Below are 18,848 nucleotides of genomic sequence, written 5' to 3'. Positions count from 1 at the left end.
GGTCAGTCCCGCGTTCCGGCCGGGATCGCCGCGGCCTTCTCGGGCCCGGCGGGGACCGGCTCGGCGTTGGAGCGGCGCAGCGGGACCTCCCGGATGAGGACCACCGCGATCAGGGCGAGCAGCCCGAACGGGGCGGCGGCCAGGAAGATGTCACCGGCGGCGTGCCCGTACGCGGCCTCGACCACGTCCCGGATCGGCCCGGGCAGCGTGTGCACGTCGGGCAAGCCGCCGCCACCCGAGCCGGAGGCCGGGACGCCGAGGCGGCTCAGACCGTCGGCCAGGTAGCCGGTGACCCGGTGCCCGAGGATCGCGCCGAGCGCGCTCACGCCGATCGCGCCGCCGAGGCTGCGGAAGAAGGACACCACCGAGCTGGCCGCGCCGAGTTCGTCCGGGCGGACCGTGTTCTGCACGGCGAGCACCAGGTTCTGCATGCTCATGCCGACGCCGAGACCGATCAGCGCCATGAACACGGCCAGGCGCCAGTACGGCGTGTCGGCCCGCATGGTGCCCATGAGCGCGAAGCCGGCGGTGAGCAGCACCGAGCCGATGACCAGCCAGCTCTTCCAGCGGCCGGTGCTGGTGATGATCCGGCCGACCACCGTCGAGGAGACCAGCAGGCCGCCGATCATGGGCAGCGTCATCAGGCCGGACATGGTGGGGCTGGCGCCGCGGCTGATCTGGAAGTACTGCCCGAGGAACACCGAGGCGCCGAACATGCCGACGCCGACGGCGATGCTGGCGATCACGGCGAGCGTGATGGTGCGGTTGCGGAACAGCCGCGGCGGGATCATCGGGTCTGCGGCGCGCTTCTCGACCCGGACGGCGAGCGCGCCGAGGAGCGCGGCGCCGGCCACCATGGCGCCGCTGGTCCAGGAGATCCAGTCGTACTTGTCGCCGGCCAGGGTGATCCAGACCAGCAGCAGCGAGACGGCGGCGGTGATGAGGGTGGCGCCCCACCAGTCGATCTTCACGTCGCGCTTGACCACCGGCAGGCGCAGCGTCCGCTGGAGCACGATCAGGGCGAGTACGGCGAACGGCACGCCGACGTAGAAGCACCAGCGCCAGCCGAGCCAGGAGGTGTCCACGATCACGCCGCCGATCAGCGGGCCGCCGATGGTGCCGACTGCCATCACTGCGCCGAGGTAACCGCTGTACCGGCCGCGCTCGCGCGGGGCGATCATCGTCGCCATGATCACCTGGGCGAGGGCGGTGAGGCCGCCCGCGCCGACGCCCTGCACCACCCGGCAGGCGATCAGCTCGCCGGTGGTCTGGGCCTGCCCGGCGAGCACCGAGCCCAGCACGAAGACCACCAGGGAGATCTGGACCAGCAGCTTCTTGCTGAACAGGTCGGACAGCTTGCCCCAGATGGGCGTGGTCGCGGTGGTCGCCAGCAGCGTCGAGGTGACCACCCAGGTGTACGCGGACTGGCCGCCGCGCAGGTCCGTGATGATCCGCGGCAGCGCGTTGGAGACGACCGTGGAGGAGAGGATCGCGACGAACATGCCCAGCAGCAGGCCGGAGAGCGCCTCCAGGATCTGGCGGTGGGACATGTCGACGGCGGTCGCCCGCGCGGGCGCAGTCGCCTGGGTCATCGTGGATTGCCTCCGGAGCGGGGGAGAAAGGTTGCCTTGGGCAACCGTAGAAGCCGTTGCCTTGAGCAACAACTCTTGCCGGGTCGGGTTTGTTCCCCCTCGCCGGAAGATTAGAACGACTCGTTGAAGCGGTGCATCAGCCGGGCGAGGTCCGCCACGTCCTCTTTCGGCCAGCTCTCCAGCGAACGCCTGATCTGTCCGAGTCGCGCCGCCCGGGCCGCGTCGAACCGCCGGGTGCCCTCCTCGGTCAGGCTCAGCTGGGCCGCCCGGCGGTCGGTGGGGTCCGGGTCGCGGCGTACCAGGCCCAGCGCCTCCAGCCCGCCGATCTGCCGGCTCAGCGTGCCCTTGCCGATGCCCAGCTTGACGGCCAGGTCGGTGAGCCGGATCGACCCCGACCGCCGCAGCCAGAGCAGCAGGCCGTACGCGTTGGGCTCCAGGTTCGGGTGGACCTCGCGGGCGATCTCCCAGGACAGCGCCCGGCCCCTGCGCAGCAACGCGGTCAACTCGTGCTCCACGGCGCGCAGCGTCTCGTCCACGCTCAGAGGGTACTCAGTCCCCGTCGCTGAGTTGCTGTTGCGCCACCGGGCGCAGCTCGCCGTCGCTGGTCGTGCCCTCGATCACCACGGCGGCCTCACGGCCCCGGTGGGTGAGCGTGGCCACCGCGTTGCCGAAGTAGGGCCCGGCCAGCTTCCGCCAGCGCACCGGCGGGCGGCGTACCCCGGCCGCACGGGCCAGCGCCCGGGTCGCCCCGGCCGGGCCGGGATTCCAGCCCAGCGTCATCAGCGGGCGCATGCCGGCGGGCACCTGGTTGTGGATCGGTGAACAGGTGAGCTGGTGCACCGGCGTGCGGACGTCACGGTCGGCGAACCGGGCCCGCGCCACGTACGAGTGGTGCACGTCCCCGGAGAGCACGCTGATCGACGCCGGTCGCGCGTACGCCGGCCCGGCGCCCACCCGCGCACCGGTGCGCGGCGCGGTGCCGCTGCCCAGCCGCGCGAACAGCTCGCCCAGCGCCTCGAACGAGCGCCGGAACGCCGCCCAGTGCTCCAGGTCCAGGGCCCGGCGGATCTGCTCGGAGATCCGGGCCACCCAGGGCCGGCCGGAGTCGGCCAGGCGCTCGTTCCACGCCTCGACGTGGTGGATACCCGGTGGCAGCAGCCACGGCAGCGAGCTGCCCACCACCAGGTGGTCGTACTCGCCGTGCGCCTGGTCGAGGAACCACGACCACTCGCCCGGCGGCAGCATCGCCCGGCTGCCCGGCAGGAGCACCCGGCTGGACCGGTTGTCCAGCATCACCAGGCGGGTGCGGCCCAGGTCCAGCGCGTAGCTCCACTGGTACTGCACGGCCCGCCAGCGCTCGGTGTCGTGCGCCAGGTCGGCCTCCTTGTCGACCCGCTCGCCGAACTCGTGCAGCACGCCGGTGGCGTCCTCGGCGGCGATGACCTTCGCGTACACCGGGTCGGCGGCGATCTCGTCCGGGCTCAGGTTGCCCAGGTGCTGGTAGACCCAGTAGGAGGCGAGGCCACTGCGGATCCGCTCGGCCCACCACGGCTGCTCGCGCATGTCCGCGCGCCACGACTGCGAGGTGTTCCAGTCGTCGATCACCTCGTGGTCGTCGAAGATCATCACACTCGGCACGGTGGAGAGCAGCCAGCGGATCTCCGGGTCACGCCACGACTCCAGGTAGAGCTTCGTGTACTCGTCGAAGCTCACCACCTGCGTCGCCGGGGCGTCCTTCGGCCGCTTGCGGCGGCGCTTGAGCAGCCGCCGCACGGTCGGCGAGGTCTCGTCCGCGTACACCTGGTCGCCGAGCAGCACCAGCAGGTCGGGCAGCACGGCCTGCTCGGGCGCGGCCATCACCCGCCGGGCGTACGCGTCGAGCGCGTCCGGCGGCAGCTTGCGCGCGGTGGAGTGCTGGGTGGTCTCCCGGCAGGAGCCGAACAGCAGCCGCACCGGCTGGTCGGCGTCGTCGAGCGCGCGGGTCCGGATCACGCTGGGCGGGAACGACGAGTCCGGCAGCGGCCACGCCACCTCGTCGTCGATCAGCACCTCGTAGGTGGTGGCGCTGTCCGGGGTGAGCCCGGTCACCACCACGATCGCGTAGTGGTGGTCGTACGCGGAGAAGGTGGGCGCGCTGCCGGTGGCGCCGTCGGCCGTGCGGACGGTGACCACGGCGGGCGAGCTGGTCTCCACCCAGACGGTCGCCCGCGTGTCGACGACCCGGCGCAGCAACGGGCCGATGAGCAGGCGGGAACCGGGCACGACATCCACCTCCGACAAGATCGTTTCGGCTGTTCCCTACCCGGCCGGCGGTTGCGGTACGCCTTCCGGTGTGAGCGTACCCGCAGGTTGTTCGCGTGCCGAGGCGGTGAGTGGGACGCCGTCGCCGGCATCTGACAGGATTTCGGGCATGACGGAATACCTCCTCGTCGCTCTCGCCCTGCTCGGCGTGCTGATCATCGGCGGCCTGAGCCTCGTGGTGCCCCGGCTGCGCCGGCGGCCGGAGCCTCCGCTGCCGCGCACGGAGGTCGACACCCGGGCCGAGGAGGATCTGGCCGGCCCGCCGGTCGAGGCCCCGGAGGCGGACCTCACCACCGGCGTGGTGGTCGAGGCGCCCCCGGTGGAGGCGCCCCCGGTCGAGGTGCCGGAGCCGACCGCCGGCCGGCTGGTCCGGCTGCGCTCCCGGCTGTCCCGCTCGCAGAACGTCTTCGGCAAGGGCCTGCTCGGCCTGCTCAGCCGCGACCGGCTGGACGAGGACACCTGGGAGGAGATCGAGGACAGCCTGATCACCGCGGACGTCGGCATCGACTCCACCCGGGAGATCGTCGACCGGCTGCGCGAGCGGACCCGGGTGCTCGGCACCCGCACCGGGGAGGAGTTGCGCGCGCTGCTCGCCGCCGAGCTGGTGAACGCGCTCGACCCGAGCCTGGACCGCTCGCTGCGGACCGCCCCGAAGGAGGGCGTCCCGGCGGTCGTGCTGGTGGTCGGCGTGAACGGCGCCGGCAAGACCACCACCTGCGGCAAGATCGCCCGGGTGCTGGTCGCGGACGGCCGCAGCGTGCTGCTCGGCGCGGCCGACACGTTCCGGGCCGCCGCCGCCGACCAGCTGGAGACCTGGGGCGGCCGGGTGGGCGCCGAGACGGTCCGCGGGCCCGAGGCCGCCGACCCGGCCAGCGTCGCGTTCGACGCCGTCAAGCGCGGCATCGACACCGGCGTGGACACCGTGCTCATCGACACCGCCGGCCGGCTGCAGAACAAGATCGGCCTGATGGACGAGCTGGGCAAGGTCAAGCGCGTCGTGGAGAAGCACGGCCCGATCGACGAGACGCTGCTGATCCTCGACGCCACCACCGGCCAGAACGGGCTGGAGCAGGCGCGGGTCTTCACCGAGGTGGTCAACGTGACGGGCGTGGTGCTGACCAAGCTCGACGGGACGGCCAAGGGGGGCATCGTGATCTCCGTGCAGCGCAAGCTCGGCATCCCGGTCAAGCTGGTCGGCCTCGGCGAGGGCAAGGACGACCTGGCCCCGTTCGACCCGGCCCAGTTCGTCGACGCGCTGCTCGGCACCGAGCCGCTCGCCCGGGACGCGTAACCTCTCCCGTGACGACTGACGATCGCGCCTACGCGGGGTGGCGCGACCCCAGCCACCCGTCGCCACGCCTCGGGAGACCGTACGTGACTTCGCAGGAGATCCCGCTGCACGGCGGGAACGTGAGCACAGTGGTCCGTGTCGGAGACACGGTCCGGCGCAACGCCGGCCCGTGGACGCCCTCCGTGCACGCGCTGTTGCGCCACCTGGAATACGTCGGCTTCACCGGCGCGCCCCGCGCGCTCGGCATGGACGAGCGCAACCGCGAGGTCCTGTCGTACCTGGAGGGGGAGTGCGGGGAGTACCCGCTGGCCCCGCACTGGGTCACCGACGAGGCCCTGGTCACGGTGGCCACCATGCTGCGGATGTTCCACGACGCGCAGTACGGCTTCACCCCGCCGCCCGGCGCGGTCTGGCGCTCGTTCGGGCCGCCCCCGCCGGACACCGAGGTGATCTGTCACCACGACGCCGCGCCGCACAACGTGATCTGGCGCCCGGACGGCACGCTCGGGCTGATCGACTTCGACCTCGCCTCGCCCGGCGCCCGCATCTACGACGTGGCGTACGCGGCCTGGACCTGGGTGCCGATCTTCTCCGACCGCGACTCGGTGACGCTGGGCTGGAAGCGCCCCGACCGGCCGCGCCGGCTGCGCCTGTTCGCCGACGCGTACGGGCTGATCCCGCGCGACCGGCACCGGCTCATCCGCACCATCCGCAAGCGCATCGTCGACCACGTCGAGGGCATCCGGCGGATGGCCGCCGCCGGTGAGCCGGCCTTCGTCCGGATCGTCCACAAGGGCCACCTGCGTCGCCCCATGCGCGACCTGCGGCTGCTCGACTACGAGCGGCACCAGTTGGAGTACGCGCTCCGCTGAGCAAGATCGGCGTTCTTCACACGCCGGAAACAACCCGTCACGTGTCGGAAATCGCGGGGTGTCGCTGAAGGAAACAGCCGGCGACAAAGCTTCCGCGCAACCGGCTGACGGGCGATGCTGCCAGGTCTTCAGTCGGAGGGAGGAATACGACAACGAGAGGAGGCAGCGTGGAGATCGACACCGGGAACACTGCCTGGTTGCTTGTCTCGACTGCCCTCGTGCTGCTCATGACCCCCGGTCTCGCGCTGTTCTACGGCGGCCTGAACCGGTCCAAGGGCGTTCTGAACATGATGATGATGAGCTTCTCGTCCATCGGGCTCGTCAGCATCCTGTGGCTTTTCTACGGCTTCACCGTCGCCTTCGGCGAGGGCGGCAAGTTCTGGGGTGACCTCGGTCAGTACCTGGGCACCAAGACGTTCGTCGGCGAGAACGACCTGTGGGGCGAGACCGGAATCCCGATCTACGTCTTCATCGCCTTCCAGATGATGTTCGCGGTCATCACCGTGGCGCTGATCAGCGGCGCGCTCTCCGACCGGGTGAAGTTCGCCGGCTGGCTGCTGTTCGCGTTCGGCTGGGCGACCCTGGTCTACTTCCCGGTCGCCCACATGGTCTGGGGCGGCGGGCTGATCGGCGGCGACATCGGCGCGCTGGACTTCGCCGGTGGTACCGCCGTGCACATCAACGCCGGCGCCGCGGCGCTCGCGCTGGTGCTCGTGCTCGGCAAGCGGGTCGGCTGGCCGCGCGAGAGCATGAAGCCGCACAACGTCCCGATGGTCGCCCTCGGCGCCGCGCTGCTGTGGTTCGGCTGGTTCGGCTTCAACGCCGGCTCCGAGCTGACCGCCGACGGGGTCACCGCGCTGGCGTTCATCAACACCCAGGTCGCCACCGCCGCGGCGCTGCTCGGCTGGATCGTGGTGGAGTGGGTGCGTGACGGCAAGCCGACCCTGGTCGGCGCCTCGTCCGGCGCCATCGCCGGTCTGGTCGCCATCACCCCGGCCTGTGCCTTCATCACCCCGGCCGCAGCGGTGCTGCTGGGCGTGGTGGCCGGCGCGGTCTGCGCCCTCGCGGTCGGTCTGAAGTACCGGCTCGGCTACGACGACTCCCTCGACGTGGTCGGCGTGCACTTCGTCGGCGGCTGGATCGGCTGCCTCTGGATCGGCCTGTTCGGCACCGCCTCGGTGAGCTCGCTGGTGGAGACCGACGGCCTGTTCGTCGGCGGCGACGCCAGCCTGCTCGGCAAGCAGGCGATCAGCGCGCTGATCGTCAGCGTCTACTCCTTCGTCGTCGCCTACGCTCTCGGCTTCGTGATCGACAAGACGATCGGCCTCCGGGTCTCCGCCGAGGCCGAGGTCGACGGCATCGACATCGCCGAGCACGCGGAGAGCGGCTACGACCTGTCGCCCACCACGGGCAGCGGCGGTGGCGCGTTCGCGATGGCCGGGATCGGAGCCGGCAAGCCCGGCGCGGAGCCCGCCGCCGAGTCGGACGAGTCCGCGCCGGTCAGCGAGAAGGTCGCCGGTTAACGTTCCTGGGATGGAGGGGTTGGACATGAAGCTGGTGACCGCGGTCATCAAGCCGTACCAGCTGGACGCGGTGAAGGAGGCTCTGCACGCCCTCGGCGTGGCGGGGCTGACGGTCAGCGAGGTCCAGGGCTACGGCCGGCAGAAGGGGCACACCGAGGTCTACCGGGGTGCCGAGTACACGGTCGAGTTCCTGCCCAAGATCCGGGTCGAGGTGCTCACCGACGAGATCGACGTCGACAAGATCGTGGACGCGATCGTCGGCGCCGCCCGGACCGGCAAGATCGGCGACGGCAAGGTCTGGGTGACCGGCGTCGAAGAGGTCGTCCGGGTGCGTACCGGCGAGCGCGGGCTCGACGCCCTCTGACGGCCGGACCTGCCGACGTGACCTCGTTGACCACGGCTGCCACCCCCACCGGGGACGGCGTGCCCGTGGTCAACGAGGTCGTCGGCGTACCCGGGGGCATCGGTGAGCCGGCCCGGAACGCGCGGGCCGAGGCGCTCGACGCCTGGCTGCGCCGGGCCTTCCGGGACCGGGACGGGGTGGCGCTCGTCGCGGTGGGCGGGCTGGGCCGCCGCCAGTGCGCCCCCTACGGCGACCTCGACCTGGTGCTGCTGCACGCCGGGGTGCCCGGCATCGACGAGCTGGCCGCGTCGCTCTGGTACCCGATCTGGGACGCCGGACTGCGGCTGGACCACTCGGTACGCACCGTCGCCGAGGCGCTGTCGGTGGCCCAGGACGACGTCAAGGTCGCCCTCGGCCTGCTCGACGCCCGGCACGTGGCCGGCGACCCGGCGCTCACCGACCAGCTCGCGCGTACCGCCACCGACCACTGGCGGCGGACCGCGATCCGCCAGCTCCCCGGCCTGCGCGAGATCACCGCCGCGCGCTGGGAGGCGCACGGCGAACTGGCGTTCCTGCTCGAAGGCGACCTCAAGGAGGCGGCCGGCGGGCTGCGCGACGTGGGCATCCTGCGCGCCATCGCCACCGCCGGGGTCACCGACGCGCTCCGCCCCGCCGTGTACGCCGCGCACCGGCGGCTGCTGGACACCCGCGACGCGCTGCACCAGCAGGTGGGCCGCCGGGTCGACCGCCTGGTCGCCCAGGAACGCGACGGCGTGGCGCGGCTGCTCGGCGCCGAGGACGGCGACGCGCTGCTGCGGCTCGTTGCCGGCGACGCCCGCACCGTCAGCCACGCCCTGGACGACGCCTGGCGGGCCGCCGACCGGCTCCGCTCCGGCCGCCACCGGGCCGCCCCCGGCCGGCCGCTGCGCCGCCCGGTCGCGCGGGACGTGGTCGAGCAGGACGGGGAACTGGTGCTCGCCCGTACCGCCATCGGGGCCCGCCCCGACCCGAGCCTGTCGCTGCGGGTGGCCGCCGCGGCCGCCACCACCCGGCTGCCCATCGCGCGGGCCACCTGCGAGTGGCTGGCCGCGTACTGCCCGCCGCTGCCCGCGCCCTGGCCGCCGGCGGCACGGGCCGCGCTGATCACGCTGCTCGGCGCCGGTCCCGGCCTGGTGCCCGCCTGGGAGACCTGCGACAGGTACGGGCTGATCGACCGCTGGCTGCCCGAGTGGACCCGGATGCGCAGCCTGCCCCAGCACAACCCGGTGCACCGGTTCACGCTCGACCGGCACCTGGTGCAGACCGCGTACGAGGCGAGCCGGCACACCCGCGACGTGGAACGCCCCGACCTGCTGCTGCTCGGCGCGTTCCTGCACGACATCGGCAAAGGACTACCCGGCGACCACTCGACGGTCGGCGCGCCGCTGGCCGAGGCGGTGGCCACCCGGGTCGGGCTGCCACCAGCCGAGGCGGAGCTGATCGGCACGCTGGTCCGGCTGCATCTGCTGCTACCCGACGTGGCGACCCGCCGGGACCTGTCCGACCCGAAGACAGTCGCCGGTGTCGCCGAGCGGGTCGGCGACACCGCCACGCTGGAACTGCTGCACGCCCTGGTACGCGCCGACGCCGCCGCCACCGGCCCGGCCGCCTGGTCCGCCTGGAAGGGCCGGCTGATCGCCGAGCTGGTGGCCCGGGTACGCACCACCCTGGACACCGGCGTGGTGCCCGCCCCGCCGGCCCCCGACCCGGCGCTCGTGGCCGGGCCGCTGCCTGTCGTACACCTGGGGGAGGACCGGGTGTCGGTGGCCGCGGCGGACCGGCGCGGACTGCTCGCCACGGTCGCCGGTTGCCTGGCCCTGCACCGCCTCGAGGTGATCTCCGCGGACGCCGCCACCGTGGACGGCCGCGCCCTGGTGCAGTGCCGGGTGCAGCCGCGCTACGGGCTGGCGCCGAACCCGATCGCGCTCAGCGCCGACCTGCGCCGCGCGGTCGGCGGCGACGTCTCGGTGATCCAGCGGCTGCGTGGCCGGGCGCTCGCCGCCCGCAGCCAGGGCGCCGCGCCCCGGGTGGTCTGGCACCGGGAGGCGGCCACCGACGCGGTGCTGCTGGAACTGCGCGCCGCGGACGCGGCCGGGCTGCTCTACCGGGTCACCTGCGCGCTCGACGAGACCGGCGCCCAGGTGCGGGCGGCCCGGATCTCCACGCTCGGCGGCGACGTGGTGGACGCCTTCTACCTGGTCGGCGGCTGGCCCTCGGACGAGGAACGGGCGCGCATCGAGGCCGCCGTGCTCGCCGCCGTGTAAGGAAGGGCCCCTTGTTAACGCCTCCGGTAGAGGAAGGGACCCCTGTTAACACCCGGCCGACGAGCGGCGCGGGCCCGTGGACGGCCGGGCCGGAGCGAGGGTGCGGGCGGCGGGCTACCCTAACGGTGGGCTGGACCATCGGCCCGCCAGCATGTGCCCGCCGAAAACGACAAACGGGATGTTCGCGTGTTTGACACCTTGAGTGACCGCCTGTCCGGGATCTTCACCAAGCTCCGCGGCAAGGGCCGGCTCACCGACGCCGACATCGACGCCACCGCGCGCGAGATCCGGATGGCGTTGCTGGAGGCCGACGTCGCCCTGCCGGTGGTCAAGGGCTTCATCGCGAACGTCAAGGAGCGGGCGCGCAGCGCCGAGGTCTCCCAGGCGCTGAACCCGGCCCAGCAGATCATCAAGATCGTCAACGAGGAGCTGATCAACGTCCTCGGCGGCGAGGGGCGGCGGCTCCAGTTCGCCAAGCACCCGCCGACCGTGATCATGCTGGCCGGCCTCCAGGGCTCCGGTAAGACCACGCTCGCCGGCAAGCTGGCCCGCTGGCTCAAGAGCCAGGGCCACCAGCCGCTGCTGGTCGCCGCCGACCTCCAGCGTCCCAACGCCGTCGGGCAGCTCCAGGTGCTCGGTGGCCGGGCCGGCGTCGAGGTGTACGCCCCGGCGCCCGGCAACGGCGTCGGCGACCCGGTGCAGGTGGCCCGCGACTCGATCGAGCACGCCCGCCGCGCCGCCCGCGACATCGTCATCGTCGACACCGCCGGCCGGCTCGGTATCGACGCCGAGATGATGCAGCAGGCCGCGAACATCCGCGACGCGGTCCAGCCCGACGAGGTCATCTTCGTCATCGACGCGATGGTCGGCCAGGACGCGGTCCGTACCGCAGAGGCGTTCCGCGACGGCGTGGGCATCACCGGCGTGGTGCTGTCCAAGCTCGACGGCGACGCCCGCGGCGGCGCCGCGCTCTCCGTCCGCGAGGTCACCGGCCAGCCGATCCTGTTCGCCTCCACCGGCGAGAAGCTGGAGGACTTCGACGTCTTCCACCCCGACCGGATGGCCAGCCGGATCCTCGGCATGGGCGACGTCCTCACTCTGATCGAGCAGGCCGAGGCGGCCTTCGACTCCGATCAGAAGGACAAGATGACCGCCAAGCTGATGGGCGGGGAGACCTTCACGCTGGAGGACTTCCTCGATCAGCTCATCGCGGTCCGGCGGATGGGCCCGATCGCCAACGTGCTGGCCATGATGCCGGGCATGGGGCAGATGAAGGACCAGCTCGCCGAGCTGGACGACAAGCACTTCGACCGGGTGACCGCGATCATCAGGTCGATGACCCCGGCCGAGCGCACCAATCCGAAGATCATCAACGGCTCCCGCCGGGCCCGGATCGCCAATGGTTCCGGCGTCACCGTGATGGACGTCAACCAGCTGCTCAACCGCTTCACCGACGCGCAGAAGATGATGAAGCAGATGGGCGGCATGATGGGCCTGCCCGGCGGTGGCCGGCGCAAGGCGACCAAGTCGCCGAAGAACAAGCGCAAGGGCACGAAGGGCGGCGGGCGGCCGCGTACCGGCGCCGGCATGCCGGGTGGCTTCCCGGGCGGGATGCCGCAGCTCCCGCCGGGCCTGGACCCGGGTGATCTGGCGGGTGGGCAGGGTCTGCCGCCGGGCTTCAAGCTTCCGAAGATCGACTTCAACAAGCTGGGCAAGGGCGGCGACAAGGGCCCCCGCTAGCGTGTCGGTGACGGTGGGCGATGTGATCATCACCTAGGGTCGGTTCGCCCCCTGGAAGGAGATGTCATGACCGCGGCGCCGATCCTGCCCGAGCGGCACGAGTGGACGGTCGACGACCTGGGCGACCTGCCCAAGGACCTTCCGTACGAACTGATCAACGGAAGGTTGATCGTGCCGTCGCCCACCGCCCTGCACCAGGATCTGTGTGTCCGTCTCCTACTCGCGCTTGAGGTCAACTGCCCGCCTGAGTTCCTGGTGAGCATCGACCTGTCCATGCGGGTGGACCGCCGCAACGAGCCGCGCCCGGATGTGGTGGTGATCCGGCGCAAGCACGCCGGCCGGTCGCCGGTCCCGGTCGAGGACGCGCTGCTCGCCGTCGAGGTCGTCTCGCCGACGTCGCACTTCCGCGACCTGTACGACAAGGCGAAGGTCTACGCCCGCTCCGGGGTCCGCTCCTACTGGGTGGTGGATCCGCAGCACGAGCGGATCGCGCTGACCGAGTACACGCTCGACGGCGCCGCCCGCGAGTACGAGCAACTGGCACACACCGAGGACCTGTTCGTCACCGAGCGGCCCTGGAAGGTCTCGGTCGATCTGCCGGCGCTGACCGCGCGGCGCAACGACCTGCTCGCCGTCGAGGAGGACTGATCGGGTAGGACTGTGCACATGGCTCTGCACGTGCGCGGTGTGTTCCTTCCCGACGACGAGGTCCGGGACGTCTGGCTGGTCGGCGACCGGGTCACCTTCGAACCGGTGCCCGGCGCCGAGACGGTGGCCGACGGCGGCTTCGTGCTGCCCGGCCTGACCGACGCGCACTGCCACATCGGCATCGCCCGCGGCGGCAGCCCGATCACCTCGCTCGACCAGGCGCGGGAACTGGCCCGGATCGACCGGGACGCGGGCGTGCTGGCGATCCGCGACGCCGGGTCGCCGTACCCGTACCCCGAACTGGAGGACGAGCCGGACCTGCCGCGACTGGCCCGCGCGGGCCGGCACGTCGCGCCGCCCAAGCGCTACCTGCGCGACATCGGCGTGGAGGTCGGCGCGGCGGAGGTCGCCGAGACGGTGGCCGCGCAGGCCGCGGCCGGCAACGGCTGGGTCAAGCTGGTCGGCGACTGGATCGAGCGGGGAGTGGGCGACCTGGCGCCGGCCTGGGACGCCGACACCATGACCGCGGCGGTCGCCGCCGCGCACGCCGCCGGGGTACGCGCGGCGGTGCACACGTTCTCCGAGTCGGCGGTGGAGATCATGGTGCGGGCCGGGGTGGACTCGGTGGAGCATGGCACCGGGCTGAGCCTCGACCTGATCGACCTGATGGCCCGGCAGGGCACCGCGCTGGTTCCCACGATGATCAACATCCGGACCTTCGGCCACATCGCGGAGCAGGCCCGGCCCAAGTTCCCCGGGTACGCCGACCACATGCTCGCCCTGCGCGACCGCTTCCCCGAGGTGGTGCGCGCCGCGCACGAGGCCGGTGTGCCGATCTACGTCGGCACCGACGCGGGCGGCGGCATCGACCACGGGCTCGCGGCCGAGGAGATGCTCCTGCTGCACGAGCAGGCCGGCATGTCCGCGCCGGACGTGCTGGCCGCCGCCTCCTGGCGGGCCCGGGAGTGGCTCGGCTTCCCCGGGCTGGTCGAGGGCGGCCTCGCCGACCTGGTGGTCTACCCCGAAGATCCGCGCCGTGACCTGCGCGTGGTCCGGACGCCCAGCCGGATCGTCCTGCGCGGCCGGGTCGTCCGCTGACGGGCCGTGACCGGCCGCCGTCGTCGCTAGCGCGCCGTCGCCGCCATCAGGAACAGGCGCACCGCCAGGTCGGCCAGCCGGTCGGCGGTCTCGTCGACCGGGCCGCCGGGCAGCACGATGTGGCTCACCACCAGGCGTACGACGCTGTCCGCCGCGAACGCCAGGGCCGCCGGATCGGCGTCGGGCAGGCGGTCACCCGTCCAGTCCAGCAGCGCCGCCGCGGCCTCGGCGAGCACCAGCTCGGACCGGGTGGTCAGGTACGGCAGCAACTCCTCCGAGCCGCCCCGCGTGCTGGTCAGCACCGCCCGGACCAGCGGGTTCTCGGCGGCTGAGGCGAGCGTGCGGTGGATCGCCGCGTACGCCGCCGCCCGCACGTCGGAGTCGTGCTCGCCGAGCGCGGACCGGACCTGGCCGACGAACCGGTCCACCTCGTGCCGGGCCAGCGCCTCGCCCAGGCCCGCCTTGGTGCCGAACTCGTTGTAGACCGTCTGCCGGCTCACCCCGGCGGCGGCGGCCACCGCGCCCATCCGGACACGGTCCCACCCGAGGGCCACGGTCTGCGCCCGGGCGGCCTCCACGATCGCGTCCCGTGTCTCACCCATCGCCGTCGAAGTCTACGGCCGCGCCGGGCGACACGGCGCGGCCCGGCTCCCCGGCGAACCCCCGCCCCGCACGGCGCATAGGATGTGCGGTCATGGCACGCGTGCTCACTCCCCGTGCGGAGGACTTTCCCCGCTGGTACCAGGACCTGATCGCCAAGGCGAAGCTGGCCGACAACGGCCCGGTCCGGGGGACCATGGTGATCCGACCGGCCGGCTACGCCATCTGGGAGCGGATGCAGGCCGAGATGGACGCCCGGATCAAGGCGGCCGGCGCGGAGAACGCATACTTCCCGCTGTTCATCCCGGAGAGCTACCTCAAGCGGGAGGCCGAGCACGTCGAGGGCTTCTCGCCGGAGCTGGCGGTGGTCACGCACGGCGGCGGCAAGCAGCTCGCCGAGCCGGTGGTGGTGCGCCCCACCAGCGAGACGGTCATCGGCGAGTTCATGGCCAAGTGGATCGACTCGTACCGCGACCTGCCGCTGCTGCTCAACCAGTGGGCGAACGTGGTCCGGTGGGAGCTGCGCCCGCGGATCTTCCTCCGTACCAGCGAGTTCCTCTGGCAGGAGGGGCACACCGCGCACGCGACCCGTGAGGACGCCCGCGCCTACGCGCGGCGGATCCTGCACGAGGCGTACGAGGACCTGATGGTCAACGTGCTCGGCATCCCGGTCGTGGTCGGCTTGAAGACCGCCCGGGAGCGTTTCGCCGGCGCCACCGCCACGTACACGTGCGAGGGCATGATGGGCGACGGCAAGGCGCTGCAGCTGGGCACCAGCCACGAGCTGGGCCAGAACTTCGCCAAGGCGTTCGACATCAGCTACTCCTCGGCCGAGGGTGGCCGGGAGCACGCGTGGACCACCTCCTGGGGCACGTCCACCCGGATGCTCGGCGGCCTGATCATGTGCCACGGCGACGACAACGGGCTGCGGGTGCCGCCGAAGCTGGCGCCGGTCCAGGCGTACGTGATGATCGTCAAGGACGGCGACGGCGTGAGCCAGGCGGCGGCCAAGCTGTGCGACGCGCTGCGCGACGCCGGGGTGCGGGTGGCGCTCGACGACCGGACCGACACCGCGTTCGGCCGCCGGGCCGTCGACGCCGAGCTGCGCGGCTACCCGGTACGCGTCGAGGTCGGCCCGCGTGACCTGGCCGCCGGCAACGCGGTGGTGGTCCGGCGTACGGACGGGTCGAAGGCCCCGACCCCGGTGGCCGACGTGGTCGGCGCGGTCCTCGCCGCGCTGGAGGCCGACCAGCGGGCGCTGCACGACCAGGCGCTGGAGTTCCGCCGGTCCCGCACCGTCGAGGTGTCGACGCTGGCCGAGGCGATCGAGGCGTCCGCCACCGGCTGGGCGCGGGTGCCGTGGTCGGCGGTCGGCGTCGAGGGCGAGGCCGAGGCGAACGGTCAGGGCGTGACGGTTCGCTGCCTGGTGCGCGCCGACGGCTCGGTGCCGGACTCGGAGGACGAGCCCGACCTGGTGGCGATCCTCGCCCGCGCCTACTGAGGGTGTAAGGAAGGGTCCCTTCTTAACGCATTCTGCATAGGCGGGGGCCCTTGTTAACACGACGGCGGGGGTGAGCGTGCGGTTCGAGCCGGGGCGGCTGATCATGCACCGGAACGTGCGGCATGGCCGGATCGGGTGGGTCCGGTCGGCCCGCGTGGTTTCCGACGACGAGCGCGGCCTGCTGCTCTGGGTGGCGCGGACGGCGCCCGTCGCGCACGAGGTGAACGCCGCCGGCCTGGGCATGCGGGCCGTGCCGTTCGCCGAGTGGGTGACGTCGTCCTACCGGCTCGCGCAGGGCCGGTGGAACGGTCCGCCGGTGCTGAAGTTCCTGCCCACCGGCGCGGCCCACTCGGTCTGGTGGTTCCGCGACGCGCACGGGCGCTTCCAGAACTGGTACGTCAACCTGGAGGAGCCCGGCGTCCGCTGGGACGACGGCGCGGTGGCCGGTGTCGACATGGTCGACCAGGACCTCGACGTGGTGGTGTACCCGGACCTGAGCTGGGAGTGGAAGGACGAGGACGAGTTCGCCGAGCGGCTGGCGTTCCCGGAGCACTACTGGGTGACAGACGAGAAGGCGGTACGCGCCGAGGGTGAGCGGGTGATCCGGATCGCCGAGGCGGGCGCGTTCCCGTTCGACGGCACCTGGTGCGACTTCACCCCGCCCGCGGAATGGGATGTACCGGACGAACTTCCGCCGGGGTGGGACCGCCCGCCGGTGCGCTGAGCGGGTGTCGTCCGTCACGGCCCGACCCGCCGCGGGCGTGGTGTCCGGGTCCGGTGTGAGAGTTCCGGGGCGGATCTGGCAGAATGGTTCGCTGGTATCCGGCGCGCGTCCGGCGCCCTCTAACCCGGGCGCGTCGCCAGTTCACCGAGCAGTCTCCGGCCCAAACCCCACTGTGCCGGTCGGCGCTCACCCGCCACACCGCCCGTACGGGCCGGTGAGATCGCAACAGGAGCGAAACAACTGTGGCCGTAAAGATCCGGCTCCTGCGGATGGGCAAGATCCGCAACCCGCAGTACCGCATCGTCATCGCCGACTCGCGCACCAAGCGTGACGGTCGCGCGATCGAGTTCGTCGGTGTGTACCAGCCGAAGGAAGACCCTTCGGTGATCGAGGTCAAGTCGGAGCGGGTCCAGTACTGGCTCTCGGTCGGCGCCCAGCCGAGCGAGGCCGTGCAGCGCCTGCTGGAGCTGACCGGTGACTGGCAGAAGTTCAAGGGCCTGCCGGCCCCGCCGCCGCTGAAGGTCGCCCCCGAGCGGGCCGACCGCAAGGCGGCGTACGAGGCCGAGGCGAAGGCCGCCGCCGGCGTGGCGGACACCCCGGCCAAGCCGGCCAAGAAGGCCGCCGCCAAGGCGGAGGAGCCGAAGGCCGAGGCCAAGGCCGAGGAGCAGACCGGTGCCGAGTCCGGCGAGCAGGCCTGACATGCCGCTGCGTCCCGCTCTGGAGCACCTGGTCAAGGGCATCGTCGACCACCCGGACGACGTCCGGGTGCGGATGGTCGACTCCCGTCGGGGCAAGCGCCTCGAAGTCCGCGTGCACCCCGAGGACCTCGGCACGGTGATCGGGCGGTCCGGCCGGACCGCCAAGGCGCTGCGCCAGGTGATCGGGTCCATCGGCGGGCGTGGGGTACGCGTCGACATCGTCGACTCGTACTGATGCTTCTCGTCGTCGGCCGGATCGGTAAGCCGCACGGCATCCGCGGTGAGGTCACCGTGGAGGTGCGTACCGACGAGCCCGAAGCACGGTTCGCCCCCGGTTCGGTGTTGACCACCGAGCCGGGGGTCACCCCGTCGGAGCCCGGCGCCTGGCGGGTGCCGCCGACGCTCACCGTCGAGTCGGCCCGCTGGCACCAGGGGCGGCTGCTCGTCGCCTTCGAGGGCGTGCTGGAGCGCAACGTCGCCGAGGCGCTGCGCAACACGCTGCTCGGCGTGGACAGCGCCGACGTCGCCCCGCCGGAGGACCCGGAGGAGTTCCACGACCACCAGTTGGTCGGGCTCGCCGTGGTCACCCGCGACGGGGAGCACGTGGGCGAGGTGGCCCGCATCGACCACGCGCCCGCGTCCGACATGCTGGTGCTGCGGCGGCCCGAGGGGCGTACCGCGCTGGTCCCGTTCGTCAAGGCGATAGTGCCCGAGGTGGATCTGGCCGGCGGTCGCGTCGTCGTCGACCTGCCCGACGGCCTGCTCGATCTCTAGCTCTCGACCTCCGGCTGGAGCCACCGCATGCGCGTCGACATCGTGTCGATCTTCCCTGAGTACTTCGCCCCGCTGGACCTGTCGCTGATCGGCAAGGCCCGCGCGAACGGCACGCTGCGGCTGGCCGTACACGATCTGCGGACCTGGACCCACGACGTGCACCGCACCGTCGACGACACGCCCTACGGCGGCGGTCCCGGCATGGTGATGCGGCCGGAGCCGTGGGGTGAGGCGCTGGACGCGCTGGCGCCGGGCGAGCTGAGTCCGGACGGGCACACGCTGCCCCGGCTGATCGTGCCGTCCCCGGCCGGCGTCCCGTTCACCCAGGCCCTGGCGCACGAGCTGGCCGCCGAGTCGCACCTGCTGTTCGCCTGCGGCCGGTACGAGGGCATCGACCAGCGGGTGCTGGACCACGCGGCGACCCGGATGCCGGTGACCGAGGTCTCCCTGGGTGACTACGTGCTCTTCGGCGGCGAAGTGGCAGTGCTGGTGATCCTGGAGGCGGTCACCCGGCTGCTGCCCGGGGTGCTGGGCAACGCCGGCTCGCTGGACGAGGAGTCACACGCGCACGGGCTGCTGGAGGCCCCGCTCTACACGAAGCCGGCGACCTGGCGCGGGCTGGACGTGCCGGAGGTGCTGCGCTCCGGCGACCACGGCCGGATCGCCCGCTGGCGACGGGACGAGGCGCTGCTGCGCACGGCCGGGCGCCGCCCCGACATGATCGGCGCGCTGGCCCCGGAGACGCTCGACAAGCGGGACCGGGCGACGCTGGACCGGGGCGGATTTTCCCCGCCACCGGGGCATGTGGCAAAGTAGAGGGGTTGCCGCATCCGTCCACGC

General features: G+C 72.5%; 18 protein-coding genes. 14 read left to right on the top strand and 4 right to left on the bottom strand.

Going from position 1 to position 18,848, the window contains the following annotated elements; all coding sequences use genetic code 11:
* Positions 1-2: 2 nt before the first annotated feature.
* From KBX43_RS05095 to KBX43_RS05085, 3 genes are all read right to left on the bottom strand, one after another.
* Positions 3-1,592 (bottom strand): MDR family MFS transporter, encoded by a 1,590-nt coding sequence (locus KBX43_RS05095; protein ID WP_069088753.1) that lies wholly within the window; start codon positions 1,590-1,592, stop codon positions 3-5.
* A gap of 110 nt (positions 1,593-1,702) precedes the next feature.
* Entirely contained in the window at positions 1,703-2,128 is a 426-nt protein-coding gene (locus KBX43_RS05090; protein WP_043325928.1) for a MarR family winged helix-turn-helix transcriptional regulator, read from the bottom strand.
* Between the two features lie 13 nt (positions 2,129-2,141).
* The gene (locus KBX43_RS05085; RefSeq protein ID WP_069088767.1) at positions 2,142-3,854 is read right to left on the bottom strand and encodes an alkaline phosphatase D family protein; all 1,713 of its coding nucleotides are present in this window, start codon (positions 3,852-3,854) and stop codon (positions 2,142-2,144) included.
* A 148-nt stretch (positions 3,855-4,002) separates the two neighbouring features.
* Between KBX43_RS05085 and ftsY the strand changes: the two genes are divergently transcribed.
* The 8 genes from ftsY to KBX43_RS05045 all read left to right on the top strand — a co-directional run bounded on the left by ftsY (position 4,003) and on the right by KBX43_RS05045 (position 13,711).
* Positions 4,003-5,184 (top strand): signal recognition particle-docking protein FtsY, encoded by a 1,182-nt coding sequence (gene ftsY / locus KBX43_RS05080; protein ID WP_043325927.1) that lies wholly within the window; start codon positions 4,003-4,005, stop codon positions 5,182-5,184.
* Between the two features lie 8 nt (positions 5,185-5,192).
* Positions 5,193-6,056 carry an aminoglycoside phosphotransferase family protein gene (locus KBX43_RS05075; RefSeq protein ID WP_174537508.1) on the top strand — a complete coding sequence of 288 codons (864 nt, stop codon included), beginning with the start codon at positions 5,193-5,195 and terminating at the stop codon, positions 6,054-6,056.
* Between the two features lie 227 nt (positions 6,057-6,283).
* Entirely contained in the window at positions 6,284-7,579 is a 1,296-nt protein-coding gene (locus KBX43_RS05070; protein WP_231915538.1) for an ammonium transporter, read from the top strand.
* A gap of 25 nt (positions 7,580-7,604) precedes the next feature.
* Positions 7,605-7,943, top strand: a complete 339-nt coding sequence (locus KBX43_RS05065; protein WP_174537509.1) for a P-II family nitrogen regulator — start codon at positions 7,605-7,607, stop codon at positions 7,941-7,943.
* A 17-nt stretch (positions 7,944-7,960) separates the two neighbouring features.
* Entirely contained in the window at positions 7,961-10,225 is a 2,265-nt protein-coding gene (locus tag KBX43_RS05060; protein ID WP_210883499.1) for a [protein-PII] uridylyltransferase, read from the top strand.
* Positions 10,226-10,411: 186 nt separating this feature from the next.
* Entirely contained in the window at positions 10,412-11,965 is a 1,554-nt protein-coding gene (gene ffh / locus KBX43_RS05055) for a signal recognition particle protein (protein ID WP_043325921.1), read from the top strand.
* 66 nt (positions 11,966-12,031) lie between these two features.
* Positions 12,032-12,613 carry a Uma2 family endonuclease gene (locus KBX43_RS05050; RefSeq protein WP_124778950.1) on the top strand — a complete coding sequence of 194 codons (582 nt, stop codon included), beginning with the start codon at positions 12,032-12,034 and terminating at the stop codon, positions 12,611-12,613.
* Between the two features lie 18 nt (positions 12,614-12,631).
* Entirely contained in the window at positions 12,632-13,711 is a 1,080-nt protein-coding gene (locus tag KBX43_RS05045; RefSeq protein WP_064447040.1) for an amidohydrolase family protein, read from the top strand.
* Between the two features lie 26 nt (positions 13,712-13,737).
* Here KBX43_RS05045 and KBX43_RS05040 read toward each other — a convergent pair whose 3' ends face one another.
* Positions 13,738-14,313, bottom strand: coding sequence for a TetR/AcrR family transcriptional regulator (locus tag KBX43_RS05040; RefSeq protein ID WP_043325918.1), 576 nt, complete (start codon positions 14,311-14,313; stop codon positions 13,738-13,740).
* Between the two features lie 92 nt (positions 14,314-14,405).
* Between KBX43_RS05040 and proS the strand changes: the two genes are divergently transcribed.
* From proS to trmD, 6 genes are all read left to right on the top strand, one after another.
* A complete protein-coding gene (gene proS / locus KBX43_RS05035; RefSeq protein ID WP_187692518.1) occupies positions 14,406-15,812 on the top strand; it encodes a proline--tRNA ligase in 1,407 nt (468 codons plus the stop codon).
* A gap of 76 nt (positions 15,813-15,888) precedes the next feature.
* The gene (locus tag KBX43_RS05030; protein WP_064447254.1) at positions 15,889-16,536 is read left to right on the top strand and encodes a DUF402 domain-containing protein; all 648 of its coding nucleotides are present in this window, start codon (positions 15,889-15,891) and stop codon (positions 16,534-16,536) included.
* A 242-nt stretch (positions 16,537-16,778) separates the two neighbouring features.
* The gene (gene rpsP, locus KBX43_RS05025) at positions 16,779-17,234 is read left to right on the top strand and encodes a 30S ribosomal protein S16 (protein ID WP_013284587.1); all 456 of its coding nucleotides are present in this window, start codon (positions 16,779-16,781) and stop codon (positions 17,232-17,234) included.
* Entirely contained in the window at positions 17,209-17,469 is a 261-nt protein-coding gene (locus KBX43_RS05020) for an RNA-binding protein (protein WP_026268109.1), read from the top strand. Before rpsP ends, KBX43_RS05020 begins: the two co-directional genes overlap by 26 nt.
* Positions 17,469-18,008: a ribosome maturation factor RimM gene (gene rimM / locus KBX43_RS05015; protein ID WP_043325915.1), complete on the top strand. Its 540-nt coding sequence runs from the start codon at positions 17,469-17,471 to the stop codon at positions 18,006-18,008. The genes KBX43_RS05020 and rimM overlap by 1 nt, the downstream gene beginning before the upstream one ends.
* A gap of 27 nt (positions 18,009-18,035) precedes the next feature.
* Positions 18,036-18,824: a tRNA (guanosine(37)-N1)-methyltransferase TrmD gene (gene trmD / locus KBX43_RS05010; protein ID WP_043325913.1), complete on the top strand. Its 789-nt coding sequence runs from the start codon at positions 18,036-18,038 to the stop codon at positions 18,822-18,824.
* The last annotated feature ends 24 nt before the right edge of the window (positions 18,825-18,848 follow it).

This window comes from Micromonospora sp. C41 (genome assembly GCF_018070485.1).
GTDB lineage: Bacteria > Actinomycetota > Actinomycetes > Mycobacteriales > Micromonosporaceae > Micromonospora > Micromonospora chalcea.
Note: the sequence above shows the minus strand (reverse complement) of the source record. Positions and strands in the feature narration are given on the sequence as shown.